Source organism: Campylobacter sp. S4:11 (genome assembly GCF_024723695.1).
GTDB classification, from domain to species: domain Bacteria; phylum Campylobacterota; class Campylobacteria; order Campylobacterales; family Campylobacteraceae; genus Campylobacter_D; species Campylobacter_D jejuni_C.
This window is the reverse complement of the sequence record NZ_JANQDC010000021.1, coordinates 1-20,700: the sequence shown is the minus strand read 5'-3', so window position 1 is coordinate 20,700 and position 20,700 is coordinate 1. Positions and strand designations below refer to the sequence as shown.

Annotated in this window: 23 protein-coding genes and 1 pseudogene; 11 read left to right on the top strand and 13 right to left on the bottom strand. The window is 28.4% G+C overall.

Annotated elements, in window-relative coordinates; translation table 11 throughout:
• Positions 1-277, bottom strand: a 277-nt coding sequence (locus CAMP5053_RS07075) for a DUF2920 family protein (protein ID WP_337217557.1), incomplete at its 3' end; no start/stop codon positions are given.
• A 67-nt stretch (positions 278-344) separates the two neighbouring features.
• Here CAMP5053_RS07075 and CAMP5053_RS07070 point away from each other — a divergent pair.
• Both CAMP5053_RS07070 and CAMP5053_RS07065 read left to right on the top strand, forming a co-directional pair.
• A pseudogene (locus CAMP5053_RS07070) lies at positions 345-1,128 on the top strand (AAC(3) family N-acetyltransferase).
• 1 nt (position 1,129) lies between these two features.
• Positions 1,130-2,626, top strand: coding sequence for an amino acid adenylation domain-containing protein (locus CAMP5053_RS07065; RefSeq protein ID WP_337217556.1), 1,497 nt, complete (start codon positions 1,130-1,132; stop codon positions 2,624-2,626).
• On the opposite strand, the gene CAMP5053_RS07060 is transcribed toward CAMP5053_RS07065, so the two are convergent.
• From CAMP5053_RS07060 to CAMP5053_RS07035, 6 genes are read right to left on the bottom strand one after another with little or no spacing between them, the layout of a single operon-like run.
• Positions 2,623-3,381: a phosphocholine cytidylyltransferase family protein gene (locus CAMP5053_RS07060; protein ID WP_214136269.1), complete on the bottom strand. Its 759-nt coding sequence runs from the start codon at positions 3,379-3,381 to the stop codon at positions 2,623-2,625. The genes CAMP5053_RS07065 and CAMP5053_RS07060 overlap by 4 nt on opposite strands.
• Positions 3,378-3,977 (bottom strand): gamma-glutamyl-CDP-amidate hydrolase, encoded by a 600-nt coding sequence (locus CAMP5053_RS07055; protein ID WP_214100236.1) that lies wholly within the window; start codon positions 3,975-3,977, stop codon positions 3,378-3,380. The genes CAMP5053_RS07060 and CAMP5053_RS07055 overlap by 4 nt, the downstream gene beginning before the upstream one ends.
• Positions 3,974-6,298, bottom strand: coding sequence for a PEP-utilizing enzyme (locus CAMP5053_RS07050; RefSeq protein WP_337217555.1), 2,325 nt, complete (start codon positions 6,296-6,298; stop codon positions 3,974-3,976). Before CAMP5053_RS07050 ends, CAMP5053_RS07055 begins: the two co-directional genes overlap by 4 nt.
• A 12-nt stretch (positions 6,299-6,310) precedes the next feature.
• Positions 6,311-7,084: a class I SAM-dependent methyltransferase gene (locus tag CAMP5053_RS07045; RefSeq protein ID WP_214100225.1), complete on the bottom strand. Its 774-nt coding sequence runs from the start codon at positions 7,082-7,084 to the stop codon at positions 6,311-6,313.
• Between the two features lie 49 nt (positions 7,085-7,133).
• Positions 7,134-7,901, bottom strand: coding sequence for a class I SAM-dependent methyltransferase (locus CAMP5053_RS07040; RefSeq protein ID WP_214100226.1), 768 nt, complete (start codon positions 7,899-7,901; stop codon positions 7,134-7,136).
• Positions 7,888-8,412, bottom strand: a complete 525-nt coding sequence (locus tag CAMP5053_RS07035) for an adenylyl-sulfate kinase (RefSeq protein ID WP_214100227.1) — start codon at positions 8,410-8,412, stop codon at positions 7,888-7,890. Before CAMP5053_RS07035 ends, CAMP5053_RS07040 begins: the two co-directional genes overlap by 14 nt.
• A 107-nt stretch (positions 8,413-8,519) precedes the next feature.
• Here CAMP5053_RS07035 and CAMP5053_RS07030 point away from each other — a divergent pair, with 107 nt between their 5' ends.
• Positions 8,520-8,744 (top strand): acyl carrier protein, encoded by a 225-nt coding sequence (locus tag CAMP5053_RS07030; protein WP_087698989.1) that lies wholly within the window; start codon positions 8,520-8,522, stop codon positions 8,742-8,744.
• Between the two features lie 23 nt (positions 8,745-8,767).
• Here the strand turns inward: CAMP5053_RS07030 and CAMP5053_RS07025 are convergent, their stop codons facing one another.
• Positions 8,768-9,808 (bottom strand): acyl carrier protein, encoded by a 1,041-nt coding sequence (locus tag CAMP5053_RS07025; protein ID WP_087698988.1) that lies wholly within the window; start codon positions 9,806-9,808, stop codon positions 8,768-8,770.
• Between the two features lie 72 nt (positions 9,809-9,880).
• Between CAMP5053_RS07025 and CAMP5053_RS07020 the strand changes: the two genes are divergently transcribed.
• Positions 9,881-10,885 (top strand): 3-oxoacyl-ACP synthase, encoded by a 1,005-nt coding sequence (locus tag CAMP5053_RS07020; RefSeq protein ID WP_214100228.1) that lies wholly within the window; start codon positions 9,881-9,883, stop codon positions 10,883-10,885.
• Here the strand turns inward: CAMP5053_RS07020 and CAMP5053_RS07015 are convergent.
• Complete coding sequence (locus CAMP5053_RS07015) at positions 10,872-12,089, bottom strand: DUF2920 family protein (RefSeq protein WP_337217554.1); 1,218 nt, start codon at positions 12,087-12,089, stop codon at positions 10,872-10,874. The genes CAMP5053_RS07020 and CAMP5053_RS07015 overlap by 14 nt on opposite strands.
• A gap of 62 nt (positions 12,090-12,151) precedes the next feature.
• On the opposite strand from CAMP5053_RS07015, the gene pseF reads away from it, so the two are divergent.
• The 6 genes from pseF to pseH are packed head-to-tail and all read left to right on the top strand — an operon-like array spanning position 12,152 to position 16,199.
• The gene (gene pseF / locus CAMP5053_RS07010; protein ID WP_337217553.1) at positions 12,152-12,853 is read left to right on the top strand and encodes a pseudaminic acid cytidylyltransferase; all 702 of its coding nucleotides are present in this window, start codon (positions 12,152-12,154) and stop codon (positions 12,851-12,853) included.
• A complete protein-coding gene (locus CAMP5053_RS07005) occupies positions 12,844-13,530 on the top strand; it encodes a class I SAM-dependent methyltransferase (protein ID WP_250324964.1) in 687 nt (228 codons plus the stop codon). Before pseF ends, CAMP5053_RS07005 begins: the two co-directional genes overlap by 10 nt.
• A gap of 2 nt (positions 13,531-13,532) precedes the next feature.
• Positions 13,533-14,207, top strand: a complete 675-nt coding sequence (locus CAMP5053_RS07000; protein WP_087700234.1) for a class I SAM-dependent methyltransferase — start codon at positions 13,533-13,535, stop codon at positions 14,205-14,207.
• Complete coding sequence (locus CAMP5053_RS06995) at positions 14,204-14,917, top strand: WbqC family protein (RefSeq protein ID WP_192866638.1); 714 nt, start codon at positions 14,204-14,206, stop codon at positions 14,915-14,917. The genes CAMP5053_RS07000 and CAMP5053_RS06995 overlap by 4 nt, the downstream gene beginning before the upstream one ends.
• A complete protein-coding gene (gene pseG, locus CAMP5053_RS06990; protein WP_087700236.1) occupies positions 14,914-15,738 on the top strand; it encodes a UDP-2,4-diacetamido-2,4,6-trideoxy-beta-L-altropyranose hydrolase in 825 nt (274 codons plus the stop codon). The genes CAMP5053_RS06995 and pseG overlap by 4 nt, the downstream gene beginning before the upstream one ends.
• Positions 15,735-16,199, top strand: a complete 465-nt coding sequence (pseH, locus tag CAMP5053_RS06985; protein ID WP_087700238.1) for a UDP-4-amino-4,6-dideoxy-N-acetyl-beta-L-altrosamine N-acetyltransferase — start codon at positions 15,735-15,737, stop codon at positions 16,197-16,199. Before pseG ends, pseH begins: the two co-directional genes overlap by 4 nt.
• Here pseH and CAMP5053_RS06980 read toward each other — a convergent pair.
• The 3 genes from CAMP5053_RS06980 to pseA are packed head-to-tail and all read right to left on the bottom strand — an operon-like array spanning position 16,167 to position 18,650.
• Positions 16,167-16,904: a HisA/HisF-related TIM barrel protein gene (locus CAMP5053_RS06980; protein WP_087700241.1), complete on the bottom strand. Its 738-nt coding sequence runs from the start codon at positions 16,902-16,904 to the stop codon at positions 16,167-16,169. The genes pseH and CAMP5053_RS06980 overlap by 33 nt on opposite strands.
• Before the next feature lies 1 nt (position 16,905).
• Positions 16,906-17,517: an imidazole glycerol phosphate synthase subunit HisH gene (gene hisH, locus CAMP5053_RS06975; RefSeq protein WP_087700243.1), complete on the bottom strand. Its 612-nt coding sequence runs from the start codon at positions 17,515-17,517 to the stop codon at positions 16,906-16,908.
• A complete protein-coding gene (gene pseA, locus CAMP5053_RS06970) occupies positions 17,514-18,650 on the bottom strand; it encodes a pseudaminic acid biosynthesis protein PseA (RefSeq protein WP_087700245.1) in 1,137 nt (378 codons plus the stop codon). The genes hisH and pseA overlap by 4 nt, the downstream gene beginning before the upstream one ends.
• Before the next feature lie 112 nt (positions 18,651-18,762).
• Here pseA and CAMP5053_RS06965 point away from each other — a divergent pair, with 112 nt between their 5' ends.
• Positions 18,763-19,542, top strand: a complete 780-nt coding sequence (locus CAMP5053_RS06965) for a sulfite exporter TauE/SafE family protein (RefSeq protein ID WP_214125700.1) — start codon at positions 18,763-18,765, stop codon at positions 19,540-19,542.
• On the opposite strand, the gene flhB is transcribed toward CAMP5053_RS06965, so the two are convergent.
• Complete coding sequence (gene flhB, locus CAMP5053_RS06960) at positions 19,534-20,610, bottom strand: flagellar biosynthesis protein FlhB (protein ID WP_087700249.1); 1,077 nt, start codon at positions 20,608-20,610, stop codon at positions 19,534-19,536. The genes CAMP5053_RS06965 and flhB overlap by 9 nt on opposite strands.
• Between the last annotated feature and the right edge of the window lie 90 nt (positions 20,611-20,700).

The window sequence follows — 20,700 nt, the reverse complement described above, 5'->3', positions numbered from 1 at the left end:
CTTTTGCACTATATTTTTCTATATCTGATATTCTTTGACAAAAACAATGATAAAATACATTTACAGCTACTACATCAAATTTTTTAGCAATAAAATTTCTATAACTTTCTAGAAAATGTATATTTGCATTAGCTCCATATCCACCTATGATAAAAACAATAGCTTTCATTTGCTTACTATCATCATAAGTGATTCTATATTCTAATTTACTTTCTCTTTTTATATTTAATTCTACATCATTACAAGAGTCTATAAAATAGGTTTGATTTTTAAGCATGCTTTTCTTTCCTGACATTGTAATTTATATGCTATTATATCTAATAAAATACACTCAAAGAAAAAAGATGAAATATATATTTAAATGCGATAACAAAAAATATTCCGATGTTGACTTAATAGAGGCTTTTAAAAAACTTGACATCAAAAAAGGCGATATTTTATGTGTGCATAGTGAACTAATGAAATTTGGCACACCTTTACTTCCTAGAAATGAATTTTTACAAACTATATTAGTTTGTTTTTTTGAAGTTATAGGCAAAGAAGGTACTTTAATCATGCCTACATTTACTTATAGTTTTTGCAAAAATGAAGTTTATGACAATCTAAATTCAAGAGGTACTGTTGGTGTTTTAGCAGAATATTTTCGCAGATGGGGGGGGGGTAAAACGCACCAATGATCCTATATTTTCATTTGCCGTTAAAGGAGCCAAAGAAGAATTGTTTTTAAAAGACACTACAAGTTGTTTTGGAGAAAATTGTGTATATGATGTTTTAGCCAAAGAAAATGGAAAACTAGTTTTATTTGGCTCTAAAATAGCTGGGTATACTTTTAGTCATTTCATAGAAGAAAAAGCTCATGTTCCATATAGATATTTTAAAAATTTTAGTGGAAAAATTATTGATGAAAATGGTAAAATACTCCAAAAAAATATTAAATACTATGTTAGAAAATTGGATGAAAATTCAGATTTAGATGTTGATAAACAAGTAGCTATTTTAAAAAATGATGATAATTTTAATATTTTAAATTTTTCCAATGCTCATATAATAAATATCAACATGAAAAACTATTTAGAAAAAACATTAAAAGCTTTAAAGGATAACCCTTATTGTTTGCTAAAGGAATAAAATGACAACTCATATCAATGATTTTTTACAAGAAAGCGTTGCTAAATTTGGAAGTAAAAATGCTTTTGTTGAGTTTAATGGTAAAAGCATAAGCTATAAAGAATTTGATGATTTAAGTAAAAAAATAGCAAGTAAAATTCTTTCTAAACTTCCTACTAAAAGTACACAAGAACCTGTATTAATCATACTTCCTAAAGGGATTGATTGTTTGCTTTCTTTTTTTGGTGTAGCAAAAAGTGGAAATTTTTATACGCTTTTAGATGAAAAAAGCCCTAAAGAACGTGTAGAAAAAGTTATAGAAGTTTTAAAACCAAAGCTTTTAATTACTTCTAAAAAATTAAATTTAGATTTTAATCTTGATACCATTTTCACAGAAGATTTTGAAAGCTTTGTTGTAAATGAAAATGCTTTAGAAAAAGCTTTAAATAATCACATAGATACTAATTTACTTTATGTCTTTTTTACAAGCGGAAGCACAGGAACTCCAAAAGGAGTAAGTATAAGTCATAAAAGTGTGATTGATTATACTTTTTGGGTATGTGAAACTTTTAAGCTAAGTCATGAAGATATACTTGCTAATCAAGCACCATTTTACTTTGATAATAGCATATTAGATATATTTAGCTCTGTTAAAATGGGAGCTACGCTTCATATACTGCCAAATCATCTTTTTGCTTTTCCAAATAAAATTTTAGAGTATCTAAAACAAGAAAAAATAACAACAATTTTTTGGGTGCCTTCTGTGCTGATTTATTTTGCTAATACTAATGCTCTTGAAACCTTTACACTAAGGCATTTAAACAAAATTCTTTTTTGTGGTGAAATCATGCCAAATAAACAACTCAACATTTGGCGCAAACATCTTCCTAATACTTTATTTGCTAATCTTTATGGACCTACTGAAATTACCGATGTATGCTCTTTTTACATAGTTAATAGACAATTTAGTGATGATGAGCTTTTGCCTATAGGAAAAGCATGTAAAAACACCCAACTTTTAGTCTTTGATGAGAATTTAAATTTAATTACTCCAAGTCAAGTAGGAGTTAAAGGAGAGCTTTATGTAAGAGGAACTTGTCTTTCTTTAGGGTATTACAACGATAAAGAAAAAACAAAGCAAGCTTTTGCGCAAAATCCTTTACATGATAATTACCTAGACTTGCTTTATAAAACAGGTGATGTGGTAGCTTATAATGAATTTAGCGAACTTTTATGCTATGGAAGGATAGATCATCAAATCAAATATATGGGTCATCGCATAGAGCTTGGAGAGATAGAAAGTATTATCAATTCTCATGAGAATGTAAGAAATTGTGCTTGTATTTTTGAAGAAGAAATTATTTGTTTTTATGAAAGCAAGGAAGAGTTAGATTTTAAAAACTTTTTAAAAGACAAACTTCCTACCTACATGATACCTAAAAAATTTGTTAAAATAGAACAATTTACTTTAAATGCAAATGGGAAGATTGATAGGAAGGTTTTGAGTAGAAACTCTTAAATTTCCACTCTCAAATCACTCATAAAATCTATCTCGCACCAATTTCCATTGATTTTTATAGCTTTTGCATTTTTGTATTTATTTATTAAAATTTGTAAAAAACTTGTCATATACATATTTTCAAAATCTTTTTCATCATAAAGTAAAGTTCTATCAAGTCCATCATAGGTTTTTAAAACTTCTTTTAAAAAATGATGAGAAAATTTAAATAAGCCTATATATTGCCCTTGAATTTCATCATAACTTTTTGCTTTTTTGCCAAGCTCTACTATAAAATCATCATGTAATTTTAAAGTTTCAGCATCATCAAGTGGATTTTCAAACCTTTTTACCCATAGTTCTTTCCAAGCTTTATCCACAACAACAGCAAAATCATCTTTTGACTGTTTGAGTTTTTCTATACTATCTTTAAAATAAACTATATCAGCGTAAGAAATAATCAAATCTTGCTTATCCTCAATACAACTTTGCAAAAATTCTCTAGCGCAAAATAAAGTCTGAACCATATTAGTTTTATCATAGTTTTCATTTTTATAAAACAACTCCAAATTATGATTTTTACCCACATAATCCTTTAAAACATCAAATAAATATCCACCAACTACACATATCTCGTGAATATTATTTTCTTTTAAAGCTTGAATTTCATAATCTATGATTTTTTTATTTTTATATTCAACCATACATTTTGGATTGTTCTTTGTTAAAGGCATTAACCTTGAACCAAATCCTGCCGCTAAAATTATAGCTCTCATTTTATATCCTTTAACCACGCATTAAAAATACTTTTTTCGCTCATACCATTTTCTCTTTCAATATGCCACATTAGACCATAAATACTAAATTTTTTATGCTTAAAAGCTTCTATTGTTTCATCTTTTGCATTTGCTAACACCTCAAGCTCATTACCTAATGTTTTAATAGCAAAATTATGATATGAATTAACATTAATTGCTTGATCATTTAAATACACTTCATGATTTCCAATATGATCTTTACAAGGACAAATAGTAGAATTAAAATAGGAAGCGATCATTTGTGCTCCTTTACAAATCCCAAGCAAAGGAATATTATTTTGCACACAATACTTTATAATATTTTTTTCATATTCATCTCTTTTTTGATTAATGAAAGAAGATTTACAAGAGTTTAAATCATTACCTCCACTTAAAATCACAGCACTAATACTAGAGATATAATTTTTAAAATCAATTTCATAACTCAATGGAAGAGGTAAAAACTCACTTAATTCTTTTTTAAAAAAATTTCCCCAATCAAGCGCCAAACACTCTCTTAATTCATAATAATCTTGATTTTCTAAAATTCTTTGGCTAATGGCTATAAATTTCATAGACAAAATATCTGCTCGCTTTGACAATCAATTTTAATCTTCTTTGCTTGAAGATATTTTTTAAAATTCTCTTCACCTACACCAATAACAGCAGGCATAGCAAGCTCAGAAGCTCTAATAGCCATATGCGAATTTGCACCGCCATAGCAAGTGATAAAACCTGCAATATCTTTAGTAAACAAATAATCATATCCAGGATCAGCTGCATAGATTAACACTATCTTGCCTTTTAAATCTTGTTCATTTTCTAGAGCAATATTAGCACTAATGCTTTTTTGCGTGATAAAATTTGGATGAATATAGCTAGTAAAAAACCCAAATATTTGATGTGCATCAGTTAGTAAAGCCGGAAGTTTTATAGCTAAACTTAATTGATATTCTTGTTTGTTTTCATTAATTTCACTCAAAAATTTATCTTTTGGATTTTTAGAATACACACTAGAATACAAATTTAAAATACTCTTAATATCCAAATGGGCCATATCTTCTTTAGATATTCCATAATAATTTCCAAGATCCTCTATCAGTGATATAGCTTTAGATAAGAGCTTGCTAAATTCAAATTTAATAAATTCGCGTCCTTCTATAGCTATTTTCAAAAAGCTAAAAAATTCTTTTGCATTAACTTCAATTCCATGTTCTTTTAAAATTTGATCAAGTTTTTGCAATTTATCATCGCTAATCTTAAATTCCTTTTCTTTTTGAATTTCACTTTTTTGTTTTAAATCAAAATACCCATCAAAATCCTCATCATACCTTGGAGATAAAATATTATAAGTCCCTGCTCTTAAATGACCAAATTGTTTTAAAAAATCTTGTTTGTTATTTTCATTTAAAGTTGCTAATTCATAACTCAAAGTTTTACTAACGGTGTGGAGAGAATTTAAAAATTCATTTTTTTCTTCTTTGCTAAAAAATCTAATTTCCACCAAAGAATTAAGCATAGTCATGGCCACAAACGCAGCCCTTGCAACACCAGCAAATGGTAATGTTCCATATCTTTTACACTCTTCTAAAAGCCAATAAATTTTATCTAATGGTGAAAAATCTGAATGCATAATATTTTCATAATATACAATCATTTGTTTTGATTTTTCTATATCTTTTAAACACAAACCATTTTTAATATCAATAATAGAATTAGTAAGATTTAATAAAGAAAATTCAATGCGTTTGATTTCATTTTTATTAAAACCATGATCTAATAAGCGTTCTAATTTATCAGCCATATGAAAATCATAACAAGAAAATACTATATCAAATTCCACTTTATCATGCAACTCATGATTTTCATATAATTTATCTAAATAATAATTAACTAACTTTTTAGCAATATTCTCATCAAGCGTTTTTGGTATAAAAGAATTAAAAGAAAGTCTCACATCTACATAAGGAATACCTAAAAAAGAATGGATTAAAGGGTGTGATCTTAGATCTCTATAACCATAATTATTTCTTTGATAAGCCCAAATATTATCTGTAATGATTTCTTTATAAAGACTAAAAGCTAATCTTTTTGGTCTAAGTCCTATAATTTCTGCTGGATTCCAATCAGGCATTACACCAAAAATAGCTTTATTTCCAAGCACTCTAGATCTTGGTTCTTGTAAAGATAAAAATCTTTTATAAAGTCTATGTAAAGCTTCTTTAGGCAGGTTATCAAAAAGATTGATTTTTTCTTGCATTATTAAAGGTCTAACTTGTAAGCAAAAAAGTTCATCTTGCTCATTAAAAGCAAATTCTACATCTAAAAAATTACAATCATATAAACTTTCAAGTTCTTTTAATAATAAAATAACTTTTTGCATATATGGATCTTTTATATCTTCATTTTCACGGTAGTGAAAATATGTTTTGGCATTTTTAGCACTTCCATCTGTGATAGAACTATTAGAGCCGTTTTCATCGTATTCTATGCAAAAATATGGAGCAAAATTATCCTTATCTACACTAAAAGCAACACCACATTTTTGAATATCTAAAAGCATAGGTTGAATTAAAATTTCATCATTCTCACTAGGCATAGAATGACCTACTTTTTCTAAAGCGTTAAAAAGTTGGCTTTTATCACTAGCATCTACATTAGCCAAACTTAAAAAAGCTCCAGCATTGGAGCTTTTTAAACTATCTTCACTATTAGAAGAACTACGGATGATTAGTTTTTTCGCATTTAGGTTGGTAATTTTTTTAAGTACTTCTTCTTTATCTTGAATGATTTCTTTTAAAGAAGTGATAACTACATCTAAAACTTTTGCATTTTTAAGTATATTTTTTAAATTCTGCAAATTTCTTGCTTTTGTTTGAAAAACTAATCTATCCATAATATCACTCTTTTATATTTTTTTTGCACTCCAAGCTCTTGTTGTATATTTGATATCAAATTTGCTTGGTAATTCTTGCTTTAACTTATCAGTGATTTTCTCAAATAACTCATTGCCTTCTTTAGTCTCAAGATCCCAATAAGGATTTTTTACACTTCTCCAAGCATTAATGTAATTATCTACACTTTGATGAAAGTAAAAATCCTCTTCCAAATAAATAATATTATCAAAAAGCTCTTTATGCGCTTCTATAATAGGACGTTGATCTTCTCTTCTTGTGCCTCTTGTATAATTTGGAACAAAACTAACGATAATATCTTCTGCTATTTTTTGAATAGGATCATTTAAATCTCTATGATTCCACATACAAGTAAAATAACATCCTTTTTTGAGCAATCTATGACTTTCTTTTAATGCCATTGATCTATCCATCACATTAAAGCTACTTCCAAAACTCACCCAATCAAACTCTCCATCTTTTAAAGTAGAGTCAATACCGGTAGCTCTTACCCATTCTATATCTTGTCCTTGAGTTCTTTCTATACCAATTTCACGCATTGCATCATTTGGCTCAACCGCTACCACTTTACAAGCTCTCTCTAAAAGCATAATACTCAAATTCCCTGTACCTGCTCCAATATCTGCAACTTTTATCTTTGAACTTTGACTAGTTCTTTTGGCAAGCTCTACTAGCATATCTATACTAAGTGGTGCATAATTTGGTCTGTATGAGTAAAATTTTGCATGCTTAGTATAATCCCAAACTTGTTCTACTATTTTTTTCATTTTTTTCCTTTAACTTTAATAGCAAAGCTAAAAAAGCTAAAGGATTTTACTATGCCTTATGCACCGTCCATGCACGGATTTTATAAGGAATTTCAATCATATCCATAGAAGAAATTTTATTTTCTATCATTTTTAAAATTTCTTCCCATCTAGCTTTTCCAGCTTGTGCTTGAATATCATTTACAGAATGCCAAGCTCCAAGATAACGCTCTTTGCTCCAAAGCTCTTTATAATCGCACTCCATAAAAAAGCAATCCTTGAAATCTCCAGTACTTACTAAGATTTCTTCCCAATTTTTAACATTTTGCACCCCACTACTTACACGAGTAAGCTCTGGTATAATATGCTTAATTTCCTCTTCAATTTCATAAAATACAGAGCCTTTAACTATATGGCGTGGATTCCATATGGCAGTGAAATACCCCCCCCCTGTAAGCACTCTTGCAAACTCAGGTAAAGACTTTTTAGGATCTGTCCAGTGAAAAGAACTAGCCATGATTACCCAATCAGCATAATTACTAGGCATAGTAGTTTCTTCTCCACTACCTTTATGCCAAGTAATATTTTGTGAATTTTGAGTAAATTTAATACCTTCTTCACGCATATTATCATTTGGCTCGACTGCATCTATACAAAGGTTAAACTCATCAGCAAGCATTTTAGTAAGCTTTCCTGTGCCAGCTCCTACTTCTACAACTTTTAATGTATTTTTATTTTGATCATTTACGCATTTTATGAGCTTTTCTATAAGCATACTTGAATATGCTGGTCTATTGTGATAATGTTTTGCAACTTCACTAAAGTCACCTTGTTTCATGAAACTCCTTTGTTACTAAATCAAATATTATATCGACCTTTTTATCTAAATTATCCTGCAATGAATTATCTAGTATAAAATGTGCATTTGGTTCATCATATTTTACATCAACACCTACAACATTTTTAATTTCACCATTTAAAGCTTTTGTATAAAGTCCTTTTTGATCTCTTTTTATTAATTCTTCCATTGGACATTTAATATAAATCTCAAAATAATTTTTTAATTTTTCTCTATTATATTTATAAATTTCATTAAACATAGATATAGTTGTTACAACTACTATCACACCTTGATCATTTAAAAATTTAGCAAATTGGGATCTTTTTAATGCTACATCTATACGACCTTGCTTATCATAGCTATAATGTCCTAGTAAATCTCTTAATTCATCTCCATCAAGATAAACAATATTTTTATACTCATTTTTTAATTTTTCATATAATGCTTTACCTATAGTGCTTTTTCCACTACCTGCTAAACCTGTAAGCCAAATAACACTTGCAATCATTTAAAACTTTCCCAAGCTAATAAAAATAATATATTATCAAATTCTTATAAAATTCAATATTAATAAGATATAATAATCATTATTTTTTAAATAAAAAAAGGAGAAGTATGCAAAATATTAAAAAATTTTTTATGAATATAGAAAGAACCGATATTGATGAAACAATGCAAAATTTAGTAAGTGAAGATATTATAGATAGCATTGACATTATGGCTTTAGTGGCTGAAATTGAAAAACATTATGGAAAAAGTCTCAATGCTGAATTTATAAGTCCTGAAAATTTTGAAGATTTTCAAAGTATCAAAAATATGCTAGAAAAAGCATATAATTAACGCAATGTTTAACATTGCTTTAATTACTCTTTTAAAGACTGAATAATTTTATTTTTAGATACAATAATTTCTGCTATAAAATCAGCTATTTTATCCCAATCACTTTCTTTGGTTTGAGTTAAAGTTGGATTTTCTTTATATTCATCCCAATTAATCGGCTCAAACAAGCTTTTTCTGTGTGGAAAATACTTAGCTCTAACCCACTCAAGCGAAGGAGCATAATAATCAACATAAGCTTTTGCTATTTCTTTTTGTACTCTAAATTTCAACCTATCCTCATTAGCACCTTCAAAAATTTTTCTAGCCGTATAAAGCAAAGAATTTATGTTTTGCCCATGCAAATCTTTTTTTATAAGTCTTCCTTGAAGCTCCATACCTAAAAGATTAAAACTTTCATTTTTATTTTGTTTTAATGAAAATTCATCATCCCATTCTAAGCCCAAGTGATATACAAAGTCTTTAAGTAATGTTCCGCCAACATATTCTTCCTTCAAAAGTCTTACTATCAAGCTTTTTTCACCAAATACTTCTATATGGCTCTCGCAAATCCACTTATAATCAAATATATATTTTCTAGGATGCTCATCAGGCTTAAAATCAGCACTATAAAACCCCATATTATTTTTAATATCTTGAGAGCAATGAGAATTTAAATACCCAAGAGTATCTCTAAAGTAAATAATCTCATAAATTTCATCAAATCCTAAAGCATTTAAAACGCTTTTAAGAATTTCTATATGTCTTTTAGTAGAAAAATCCCAAACTATCCCTTCTGCAGAAAAAATAAATTTCTTATCTTTATGTATTGTAGCTTCTGTTTTGAAATTCTCAATAGCTTTAATCAAACGTACATCTTCTAAATCATCCAATGGATTTTGACTTAATTTATCTTTTTTTATAAGCTCTAAAACTATATCCACCAAAACCCAATGTCTATTAGCCATTCTAAGAGATTTTGGATAGATATAACCTTGCTGCAAAAGTTTATTTTCATTTTGCATTAAAAAACCTTGTCTTTCTTGATTGCCACTATTGGTTGTTCCTATACTAATATACGCTATCATTTTTTTCCTTTTTTAATTTATTATAACAAATAAAAAATGATAAAATATCCAAAAAACAAAAAAAGAGTAATAATGAATTTAGAAATTACCAACCATTTTATTAAAGCCATCAGCATTGTTTTGCCTAAAAATCCACTCCACAAAGAAGATGAATTAAAACTTTGCAATATAAATGAAAGAAAATATCAACTTTTACAAGAAAATTCAGGGATTTTTAATCATTTTGTAAGTAATAATTCAACATACGTGAGCGATTTAGCAACACAAGCACTAGAAGAGTTTTTATCAAAAAATATACTCAAAAAAGATGAAATTGATTTACTAGTTTTTACAAGCTTTACACCGGATTATTTAGCACCAGCTTGCACTAGTTTAATCCATAAAAATTTAAACTTAAGTAGCCATACTTTATGCTTAGATGTATTAGGCTTTTGCCCTGGATTTTTACAGAGTTTGCTTCAAGTGTTTTTGGCTTTAAATCAACCAAGTATAAAAAAAGCTATTTTAATATGTGCTAGCGTAAAAAGTAAAGCGATTGACGCTCAAAAAGATAAAATTACCTTTTTAAATAATAGCGATAGTGCAAGTGCAATTTTAATAGAAAAAAATACCAACACTAAAGACAAAAGCTACTTTACTCAAAAAATTTTTTCTGCCCAATGCTTAGAAGAAACTTTACCTTATAACGGACTTCAAACTAATAGCAACAAAAACATACAAGCTAATACCGCTTTAGCTTTTTCTTTTACTATGCAAAACTATCCAGCGTTTTTTCAAGAATTTTTTGAACATTTCAAATTAGAAAAAACTAGTTGTGATGAATTTTTTATCCACTCTTCTGATAATTTTTCAAAGCAAAAACTATATGAGAAGCTAAATTTAAATTTTACCCAAGATAATATTCTTAAAAATTATGGAAACACAACTATAAATAAATTACCCCTAGAATTAGCTTCATATACTGGGGGGGGGGATAAACAAATTTTCCTTGGAAGCTTTGGAACAGGGATTACCTTTAATGCATGCAGCCTAAAAATAAACTTTGATAAACTTCAAAGCTTTATCAAAGTTGTGTAATTTCAAGTCCAAATCGATCTTTAAAATCTTTAAAAGTAAATATCTTATCTTTACAAGGATAAGATATACTATCTTCTCTCATATCAAATATTTTATTTTTTACTTTTTCAAGTAATATAGGCAATTCTTTTTTAAATAAAGCTCTATCCGTCATTCTTAAACCATGATCTAAACTTTTTATGTATCTACCATCTACATCATTTTCATCTTTAACAATATGCAAAGTAGCATCAAATCCAAGTTGATTATAAATTTCATACAAATTAGCCTTATGTTCAATTGGAGCTCCATCATCTTTTGCACTATGATAACTAATAAATACTGCATTTTTATTTTTTACACTTTGTAAATTTAAATGTTTTGAATTTAAAAGAACCCTTATCATATAACTATCATCACTCAAAAAATAAGGAGAATTTTCATCTCTAGTCCAATATTTTTTTACAAAACAAGAAAGTATGTAGTTATTTCCTTTTATAAAATACTCAGCACAACCTGTCTCTCTACCCAATAAATGTGGTAAATGAGGTAGCGATACCCCTGAATTATCTATAACTCCATCAACATACCAAGGAGCAATCTTTGCACACATTAAAGCAAGATGACCGCCATATGACCCCCCCCCATAAATTTTAGGTAAAGATTTAAATTGAGGGAAATTTTTCATTATATCTTTTAAGGCATTTATATGATCAATCGCTGCCATAATACCATAGTTTTGATAGTCACCGTTTGGTAAAATAAGATCACAAGAAACATTAACTAGAAAATCTTTTTCTAATGCGCCTTCATTTTTTATCTGCTCAACTCTCTCATCAAGTTTAAATAAACAATCTTTAAAATCATTTTTTTCATAATCTTTAATTGAAAGATTACAAAGTTTTGCTATTTCACAAAAACTTTCCCAATCTTTTTTATTTGGAATCATTATTGGTTTATAATTTTCATCTATAGAAGGTCTAGCACTAAAGCAATGATAAAAAACATTTACAACAACAACATCAAATTTTTTAGCAAGATATTCTCTATCAAAATCTAAAAACGACATATTGGCATTTGCACCAAAGCCACCTATGATAAAAACAATAGCTTTCATTTGCTTACTATCATCATAAGTGATTCTATATTCTAATTTACTTTCTCTTTTTATATTTAATTCTACATCATCACAAGAATCTATAAAATAAGTTTCATTTTTAATCATATTAAGCCTTTTAAAATAAAAATTCAATTATACTTACTTTTTTATAAATTTAAAGAGAAACCATGAAAAATATTTGTATTATCCCTGCACGTGGTGGTTCTAAACGCATTCCTAGAAAAAATATCATTGATTTTCTAGGAAAACCTTTGATTGCTTATAGCATAGAAAGTGCTTTAAATTCGGATATTTTTGATGATGTGATCATTTCAAGCGATGATGATGAAATCATTGAAGTAGCTTTAAAATACGGAGCCAAAGCTCCTTTTGTACGTAAAAAAGAACTAAGTGATGATTATGCAAGCTCAACCGCTGTAATCCAAAATGCCATCACCACCCTAGAAGAGCAAGGTAAGAACTATAAAAATGTGTGCTGTTTATACGCTACTGCACCGCTTATAGATGAGTTTATCTTACAAAAAGCTTTTGAGCAATTTAGTCAGGAAGAATGTAAATTTTTATTTTCAGCTTGTGAGTTTGAATACCCTATACAAAGAGGTTTTTACCTTGATGAACAAAATAAAGTTTATATGTTTGATGAATCAAACTATAACAAACGCTCGCAAGATCTTACCAAAGCTTATCATGATGGTGGTGCATTTTACTTTGGCAAAAAAGAAGCGTGGCTAGAAGAAGATTTTATGTTTAAACCTCACTCTAAAGCTTTTTTGCTTCCAAGGAATAAAATCTGTGATATTGATACCTTTGAAGACTTAGAATTTGCTAAAATACTATATCAGTTTCACAAAGGTAATAAATGTTTATAAATAAAATCAAAGGTTTTAAGTATCCTGATATGGAGCTTGTAAGATGGTTTTTTAAAAACAAGCTTGATACCTTAAAAAATGCAAAAGTCTTAGAATTTGCCTCTCATAATGGTAATAATCTTTCTTTATTTGCAAATTATGATTATGAGTGTATTGGCGTAGAACTTAGCAAGCAAAATCATGAAAACGCTATTTATAATTTTGAAGAAATTATGCATTATCAAAAAGCAAATTTTTTCAATGAAAATATGCTTAATTTTGCTAAAAATCATCAAAATATAAATGCAGATGTATTTTTAATACCTAATGTAATTAATTATATTAGCAAAGATGAATTTAAAAATTTACTGCAAGATGCAAAACAAAATAACCTATATCGAGTAAGCGGGGGGGGGTATGCTCACTTTTTCTTAAGAGCAAGAAGCATTAAAGATCATCGTTATGGACTTGGAAAAAAGTTAAAAAATGGTAGCTTCATCTTAAGTGGCGATGAATTTAGTGGTGAGAAAAATTGTCTTTGCACCGCTTATCAAGAACACGAACTTGTAGAAATTTTAAAAGAATATTTAAATTTATATGATTTTGAAGTTATCACAAGTGAAAATATCAATATAAAAAATAAAGTTTATATCAAAGATAGCGATATAATCATCTATGGAAAAATTACTAAGGAGTGAAAATGTACTTAAGAGATTTAAAAGGCTTAAAATTTCCAGATTTAGCGGTAATTAAATTTTTTTTCAAACAAGGATTACATCAAAAAAGCAACCAAAAAGTTTTAGAATTTGCCTGTTCTAACGGCAATAATCTTTCTTTATTTGCAAATTATGATTATGAATGTATCGGGGTTGATTTAAACAAAGAAAATATCAACAACGCTAATTACAATTTCAAAGAAATAATCCAATGTAAAAACTATCAGTTTTTTCATGATAATATCTTAGAATTTCCTTTAAAAAATCCAAATCTTAATGCAGATATTTTTATGATTCCTAATGTGATTAACTATCTTTTGAAAGAAGATTTTTTAAAATTATTAAAAATTTCTAAAGAAAACTCTATGTATAAAGAAAATGCTTTGTTTTTTTTAAGAACAAGAAGTATAAAAGATTATAGATATGGTTATGGAGAAAAAATAGCTCATAATTGTTTTAAAATCACAAATGATAACACTACAGGAGAGCTTGGATGTATAAACACTCTCTACCAAGAATACGAACTTGTAGAAATTTTAAAAGAATATTTAAATTTATATGATTTTAAAGTACTTACTTATGAGAATACCAATATCATGGGAGAAGATGAAAGATTAGTTAATGATAGCGATATTGTAATTTATGGAAAAATTAAGTGAAAATAGCCATCATGCAGCCAACCTTCAACCCATGGCTTGGCTATATATATATGATACAAAGTGTTGATACTTTTGTCTTTTTAGATAATGTTCAGTTTGAACGCAGATCTTGGCAAAATAGAAACAAAATCAAATTACAAGATAAAACCTTTTTACTAGGACTAAACTTACAAAAAGCACCACAAAAAACATCGCTTCAAAATATTTTATTTGAAAAAGATGAAAAGTGGAAATTTAAATTTCTAAAAACCATTTACCATGCATATTCTAAAAGTGCTAATTTTGAAAAATATTACAGTGTCTTAAAAAAAGCTTTATTTAAACATACGCATTTGGTGCAATTTAATATGGAATTAATCAGAATTTACTGCGAGCATTTGAATATCAAAACACCTATTTTGCAAAGCTCTTCTTTAAACTTAAAAAATGAAAAAAAAGAAAAATTACTACTTGAAATTTGCCAAACACTAAAAGCTGATTATTATCTTTCTCCAGAAGGATCAAAAAATTATCTTGAGAAAGATACAGCAAAAGAAATTTTTAAAAATGCAAATATAAAAATTGAATATTTTGATTTTATCCATCCAACCTATACTCAATTAGGTACAAATTTTATAGCTTATTTGGGAATTTTAGACTTTTTATTTAACGAAAAAAATCCTTGTGTAAAATTTCAAGAATGTATCAAAATTAACGAGTATAATATATGAAAGTTCTTTTTAGAAGCGATAGTTCTAGCACTATAGGGCATGGACACATTAAAAGAGATCTTTTATTAGCCAAACAATACCATGATATATCTTTTGCTTGTTTACCACTAAAAGGCTCTTTAATAGATGAAATTCCTTATCCTGTATACGAACTAACAAGTGCTAGCATATATGAGCTAATCAATCTCATCAAAAAAGAAAAATTTGATCTTTTAATCATTGATCATTATGAGATCACTGCAGATGATGAAAAACTCATCAAACTAGAAACAGGAATTAAAATTCTCAGTTTTGATGATGAGATAAAAGAACATTTTTGCGATATTTTACTAAATGTCAATGCCTATGCTAAAGAAAGTGATTATGAAAATTTAGTACCAAAGTATTGTGAACTAAGATGTGGCTTTTCCTATGCTCTAATACGCGATGAGTTTTATGAAGAAAGTAAGATAAAAAGAGAAAAAATTTATGATTATTTTATTTGTATAGGGGGAAGTGATCCAAAAAATATTTCCTTTGATATAGCAAATAAACTAAATAAAAATAAAACCATCATCATAGCTACCACAAAAGCAAATTCACATCTAAACTCGCTTCAAAAATTAAGCCAAAAAAATCCTAATATACAAATTCTAATAGACTATTCTAATCTTGCTAGATTAATGAATGAAAGCAAAAAACTCATCATTAGTGCAAGTTCATTAGTCAACGAAGCTTTAATTTTAAAAGCAAATTTTAAAGCCATAGCTTATGCTAAAAATCAAGAAAAACTTGCAACATGGCTTGTTAAAAAAGGCTATGAAGTGGAGAGTTTTATATGATAGTTTTAAAAGATTTTATCCATTTAACTCAAGAAGAAATCGAGCTTGTTTTAAAATGGCGTAATGATGAAAATATTGCTAAATTTATGAAAACGCAAAATATCACTTTAAAAGAGCACTTAAGTTTTTTATCTAGTCTAAAAACGGATACAACTAAAAAATATTTTTTAGTTTATGATGATAAAAATATCATAGGAGTAATTGATTTTATCAATATAACCAAACTTTCTTGTAAATTTGGACTTTATGGTATAAAAAAAGGTGTAGGTAATCTTTTAATGCAAGAAGTTAAAAACTATGCTTTTAATGTTTTAAAAGTTCAAACTTTAAACGCCTGTGTTTTTAAAGAAAATACAAAAGCTTTGAATTTATATTTAAAACATGGTTTTGAAGTTATTAAAGAAGATAATAATTTTTATTTTGTAAATTTAAACAATCCTTACAGGGATATTATTTTTTAAAAGCTCATTTTTAACATCATTTGGAGTATATTGACTAAAATGAAATATATAAGCACCGGCTAATGCATTTGCACCAAGTTGTATAGCTTTTACCCCATCTTGAGGCTTAGAAAGTCCTCCATTGATAATGAGTGGAATTTTTAATTTACCTTTGAAATGCTCTAGTAATTCCCAATCATACCCCAAAGAACTTCCTTCTTTATCAACACTTGTTAAAAGTATCTCCCCTGCTCCTAAAGATTCGTATTTTAATGCAAGTTCTAGCGGATCAATATCTAAAATTTCATTATTAAAAACTTTAAATTTATTTTTGTCTTTTTTTACATCAATCGAGCATACTACACAAGAACTTCCAAAAGTATTTGCCACCTTTTTGACAAAATCTGGATCTTGCAAAGCCATAGAATTAAGACTGATTTTATCAGCACCTATATCTAACACTTTTCTAATATCTTCTAAAGTTCTAATCCCACCTCCAATAGTTAAAGGCATAAAGCACTCATTAGCTATATCTTCTAAGCTTTCAAAATCTATAACACCATTTTTATTGATATCCAAAACTATAAGCTCATCAACATTTCTAGCATTATATATCCTAGCTGTGCTTATTACATGCCCTATAGTTCTAAAAGAAGAAAAATTGATACTTTTTACAAGCTGATGATCTTTTAATAACACGCAAGGTATGATTCTTGTTTTAAGCATACTAGGCCTTTAAATTTGCAAAATTTTCCAAAAGTTTCAAACCTACATTTTGGCTTTTTTCAGGGTGAAATTGCACAGCAAAAATATTATCTTTTTCAAAACTTGCACAAAAAGGTTTTTCATACTCACAAAAAGAAGTTTCTACTCTCTCTAAACACTCTACATAATAAGAATGCACAAAATAAAAATCACTTTTTTCTAAAATTCCATCAAATAGCTTGCTTTTTTTATCACTAAATTGTAAATCATCCCAGCCACTATGCAATAATTTTTCTTTACTTAAATCAAATTTCAAAACCCTTGCTTTTATAAAATCAAGCCCTTCGCACTCTCCTCCCTCATATCCTTTGCTAGCAAAAAGTTGCATACCAAGACAAATTCCTAAAATAGGTTTTTTATCTTTTAAAACACATTCTTTTAAAAGCTCATCTAGTGCAAGTTTTTTTAAATTTTCCATACCTTGTTTAAAAGATCCAACACCTGGCAAAACCAATTTAGAGGCATTTTTTATATCTTCTTTTTTAGAACTTATAATCACTTCTTGATTAAGTTTTTCAAAAGCTTTCAAAACAGATTTAAAATTTCCAAGATGATAATCAACAATACAAATCATTTCAAAACAAACTCATCTTTTTTTATCAACGAACCATCACTGTCTCTTAAAAATTTACCATTTTCATCGCGTTTAAATATCTTTTTATTAGTATAAGAATCTACAATTTTTTCAAATTCTTTTTCACTAAAACCACTAAATTCCAAATATTTCTTAATAGCCTTTTTAGGTGGTTTTCCATCATATTTATTTACAAGTCTCACACCCTCTTCACGGCTAATATAGCCAAGTCTTATATCCAAGCACGCATTATCCGTAGCTCTTCCAAAACCATATTTGCAGTATTTTAAATAATCATGCACATGGTTTGAATAACAATCTAAATTTTCAAAATTCTCATAAGTAGTTTCAACTGGTTTTGTACTAGTTTTAAAGCCATTTTCTTTAGATATTTTTAAATTATACTTATAATCCCATTTAAAATAATATCCCAAAAATAACCCCGTAACTCCTACTCTTTGAAGCTCTTCATCACTTGGATAAGTGTAAAAATACAAATCCTTCTCTCTAATACCATCAACACCAATCATATCAGAAATTCTATTGCCCAAAAGCCCACCAAATTCTTCAAGCCACTCTCTACCTAAAGTGTTTTTTTCTTTAGAACTAGCTGGCCCACCATATTCAATCTGTGGACTTTCCCCCCAAATAATCAAAGGAATGTCAAAAGCAACAGCTATTTTTGGAACACAAGTAAAAATCCCCAAATGGTTTTGCCATTCATTATCGCCCGTTCTTATAAAAGCTTCACGGGATAATTTTTTATACACCAAAGGATTTCTTTTGATATGAATTAAATCAACACCAAGATTGTTTAAATTTTTTAAATTCTTTTTACCTATTTTAGTAGGGATACTTGGTTCAAAACAAACACACAAAGGATTAAGTCCAAGCTCAAGACATTTTAAAACTTGAAAAGTAGAATCCTTACCACCACTTACTCCTATGACACAATCATACACAGGATGTTTTTTATATTTTTTCACAAGTTCTAGAAATTCTTTTTCACGCTCTTGCCAGTTTATGTGATGATTTTTCGCTTCTTGCGAGCAACACGCATCACAAATTCCCTCATCATTAAAATGCAAATCAGGCTTAGTATCTGGCATAACGCATTTTTTACAAAATTTCATATTAACTCCAAAAAAATATTTATAATCATCATAAATCGACTATGATTATATTTTCTAAAGCTAAATAAATTTTATTTTGTTACAATATTTTTTATTTAAAGGTTTATAAACTATGGATTTAACTTTACTTCCTTATATGATTATAGGAATTTTTTCAGGTATGGCTTCGGGGGTTTTTGGCATAGGTGGTGGTATGATTATCGTTCCTTTTATGCTTACTTTAGGGCTTAGCTCTCACCATGCTGTTGCAATTTCTGTTGTACAAATGATTTTTGCTTCTATTTTTGGCTCCTATTTAAACTATAAAAAGAAAAATTTAATCTTAAAAGATGGTCTTATCATAGGCTTTGGAGGCTTTTTAGGTGCGATGTTTAGCGGACTTTTACTCTCGTATTTTTCAGATATAACCCTAACAAGTATTTTTTTATGCGTGAGTATTGTATTCTTTTTAAAATTTGCTTTTAATCAAAAAAGTACCATTGGAAACATTAGTCACTCTAATATCTTAAAAAATTCTATTTTGCTAATTTGCGGTGTATTTACAGGAATTTTTGCTATATCTTTAGGGATTGGTGGTGGGCTTTTAATCACTCCTATTTTGGCTTATTTTTTAGGCTATGATACCAAAAAAGTAGTGCCACTTAGCTTATTTTTTGTAATATTTGCTTCCATTTCAGGGATTAGTTCTTTTGTATATAATGACATCATTGATAAAGAAGTTTTACAAAATGGAAGCTTGGTGGGACTTAGCTCTATGCTAGGAGTTTATCTTGGTATAAAAATCATGGAAAAAATCAACCTCAAATCCCACCGTATAGCACTTTTAGGCATCTACGCTCTTTCTATAACCATGACTATCATAAGTTTAATTAAAAAATTAAATTTATTTTAATCTATCAGCAAATTTTTGCCTATTAGAAGTATAGACAAAGCTTAAAACCTCTGCCACTGCTTTAAAAAGCTCCGGCGGGATAAGATCATTTACCTCACAAGCTTTATAAAGCTCTCTAGCTAAAGGAGGATTTTCATAAATCATAACATTGTATTCATATGCCATATCTTTAATACGCAAAGCTAAAAAATCCACTCCTTTAGCCAAAACCTTAGGCGCAGCTTCTTTAGAACTATCATAACGTAAAGCAACCGCATAGTGAGTAGGGTTAGTAATTACAACATCAGCACTAGCAACATCTTGCACCATTCTGCGTCTTGCTGCTTCCATTTGTAAACGACGAATTCTTCCTTTTACTAAAGGATCTCCTTCGCTTTGCTTGTATTCATCTTTGATTTCTTGTTTGCTCATGCGTAAGTTTTTAAAGTATTGATACCTTACTAAAAGTACATCCAAAAGCCCGATAATCAAAAAAGCTATAATCACAATAGCTGCAAGTATAATAGCCTTATCTCTAAGCCATAAAAGTTGTGGATAAATCGTATAAAGCTCTACCCTAGGAAGCTCTTTCATAAATTGCAATAAAAAAATAAAAGCTATACCAAAAACAACTCCAACTTTAAGAGTAATTTTCAAAGCCTCAATGATTTTTTTCAAAGAAAAAAGATTTTTAAGTCCATTAATAGGATTAATTTTATTAAAATTTGGAGTAATAGGCTTAGTAGTAAAAATAAAACCAAATTGCATTAAATTACCAAGTACACCTGCAACCATAATTATTAGAGTAATAGGTAAAACCATAATAAACATTTCTATCATGGTTTTTATAATAATTTTTTGTAAGATTTTTAAATCAAGCTCTATGCCTATAAAACTTTGATAAAACCTATACAAACCGCTAATTCTCTCCCCTATAAAAGGCAACATAAACAACACCACAACCACAGCTATAACAAGTACAGCCACAGCAGATGCATCTTGGCTTTTTGGGACATTACCCTCTTTGCGCGCATCTTCTATTTTCTTGGGCGTGGGTTCTTCTGTTTTTTCTTGATCATCAGCAGCCATAAAAAAACCTTTAAAAATTTAAAGTAAAATTATAGCATTTAAATCCAAGTATAAACAAATTTGAAACTTGGATTTATTCTCATTCAATTC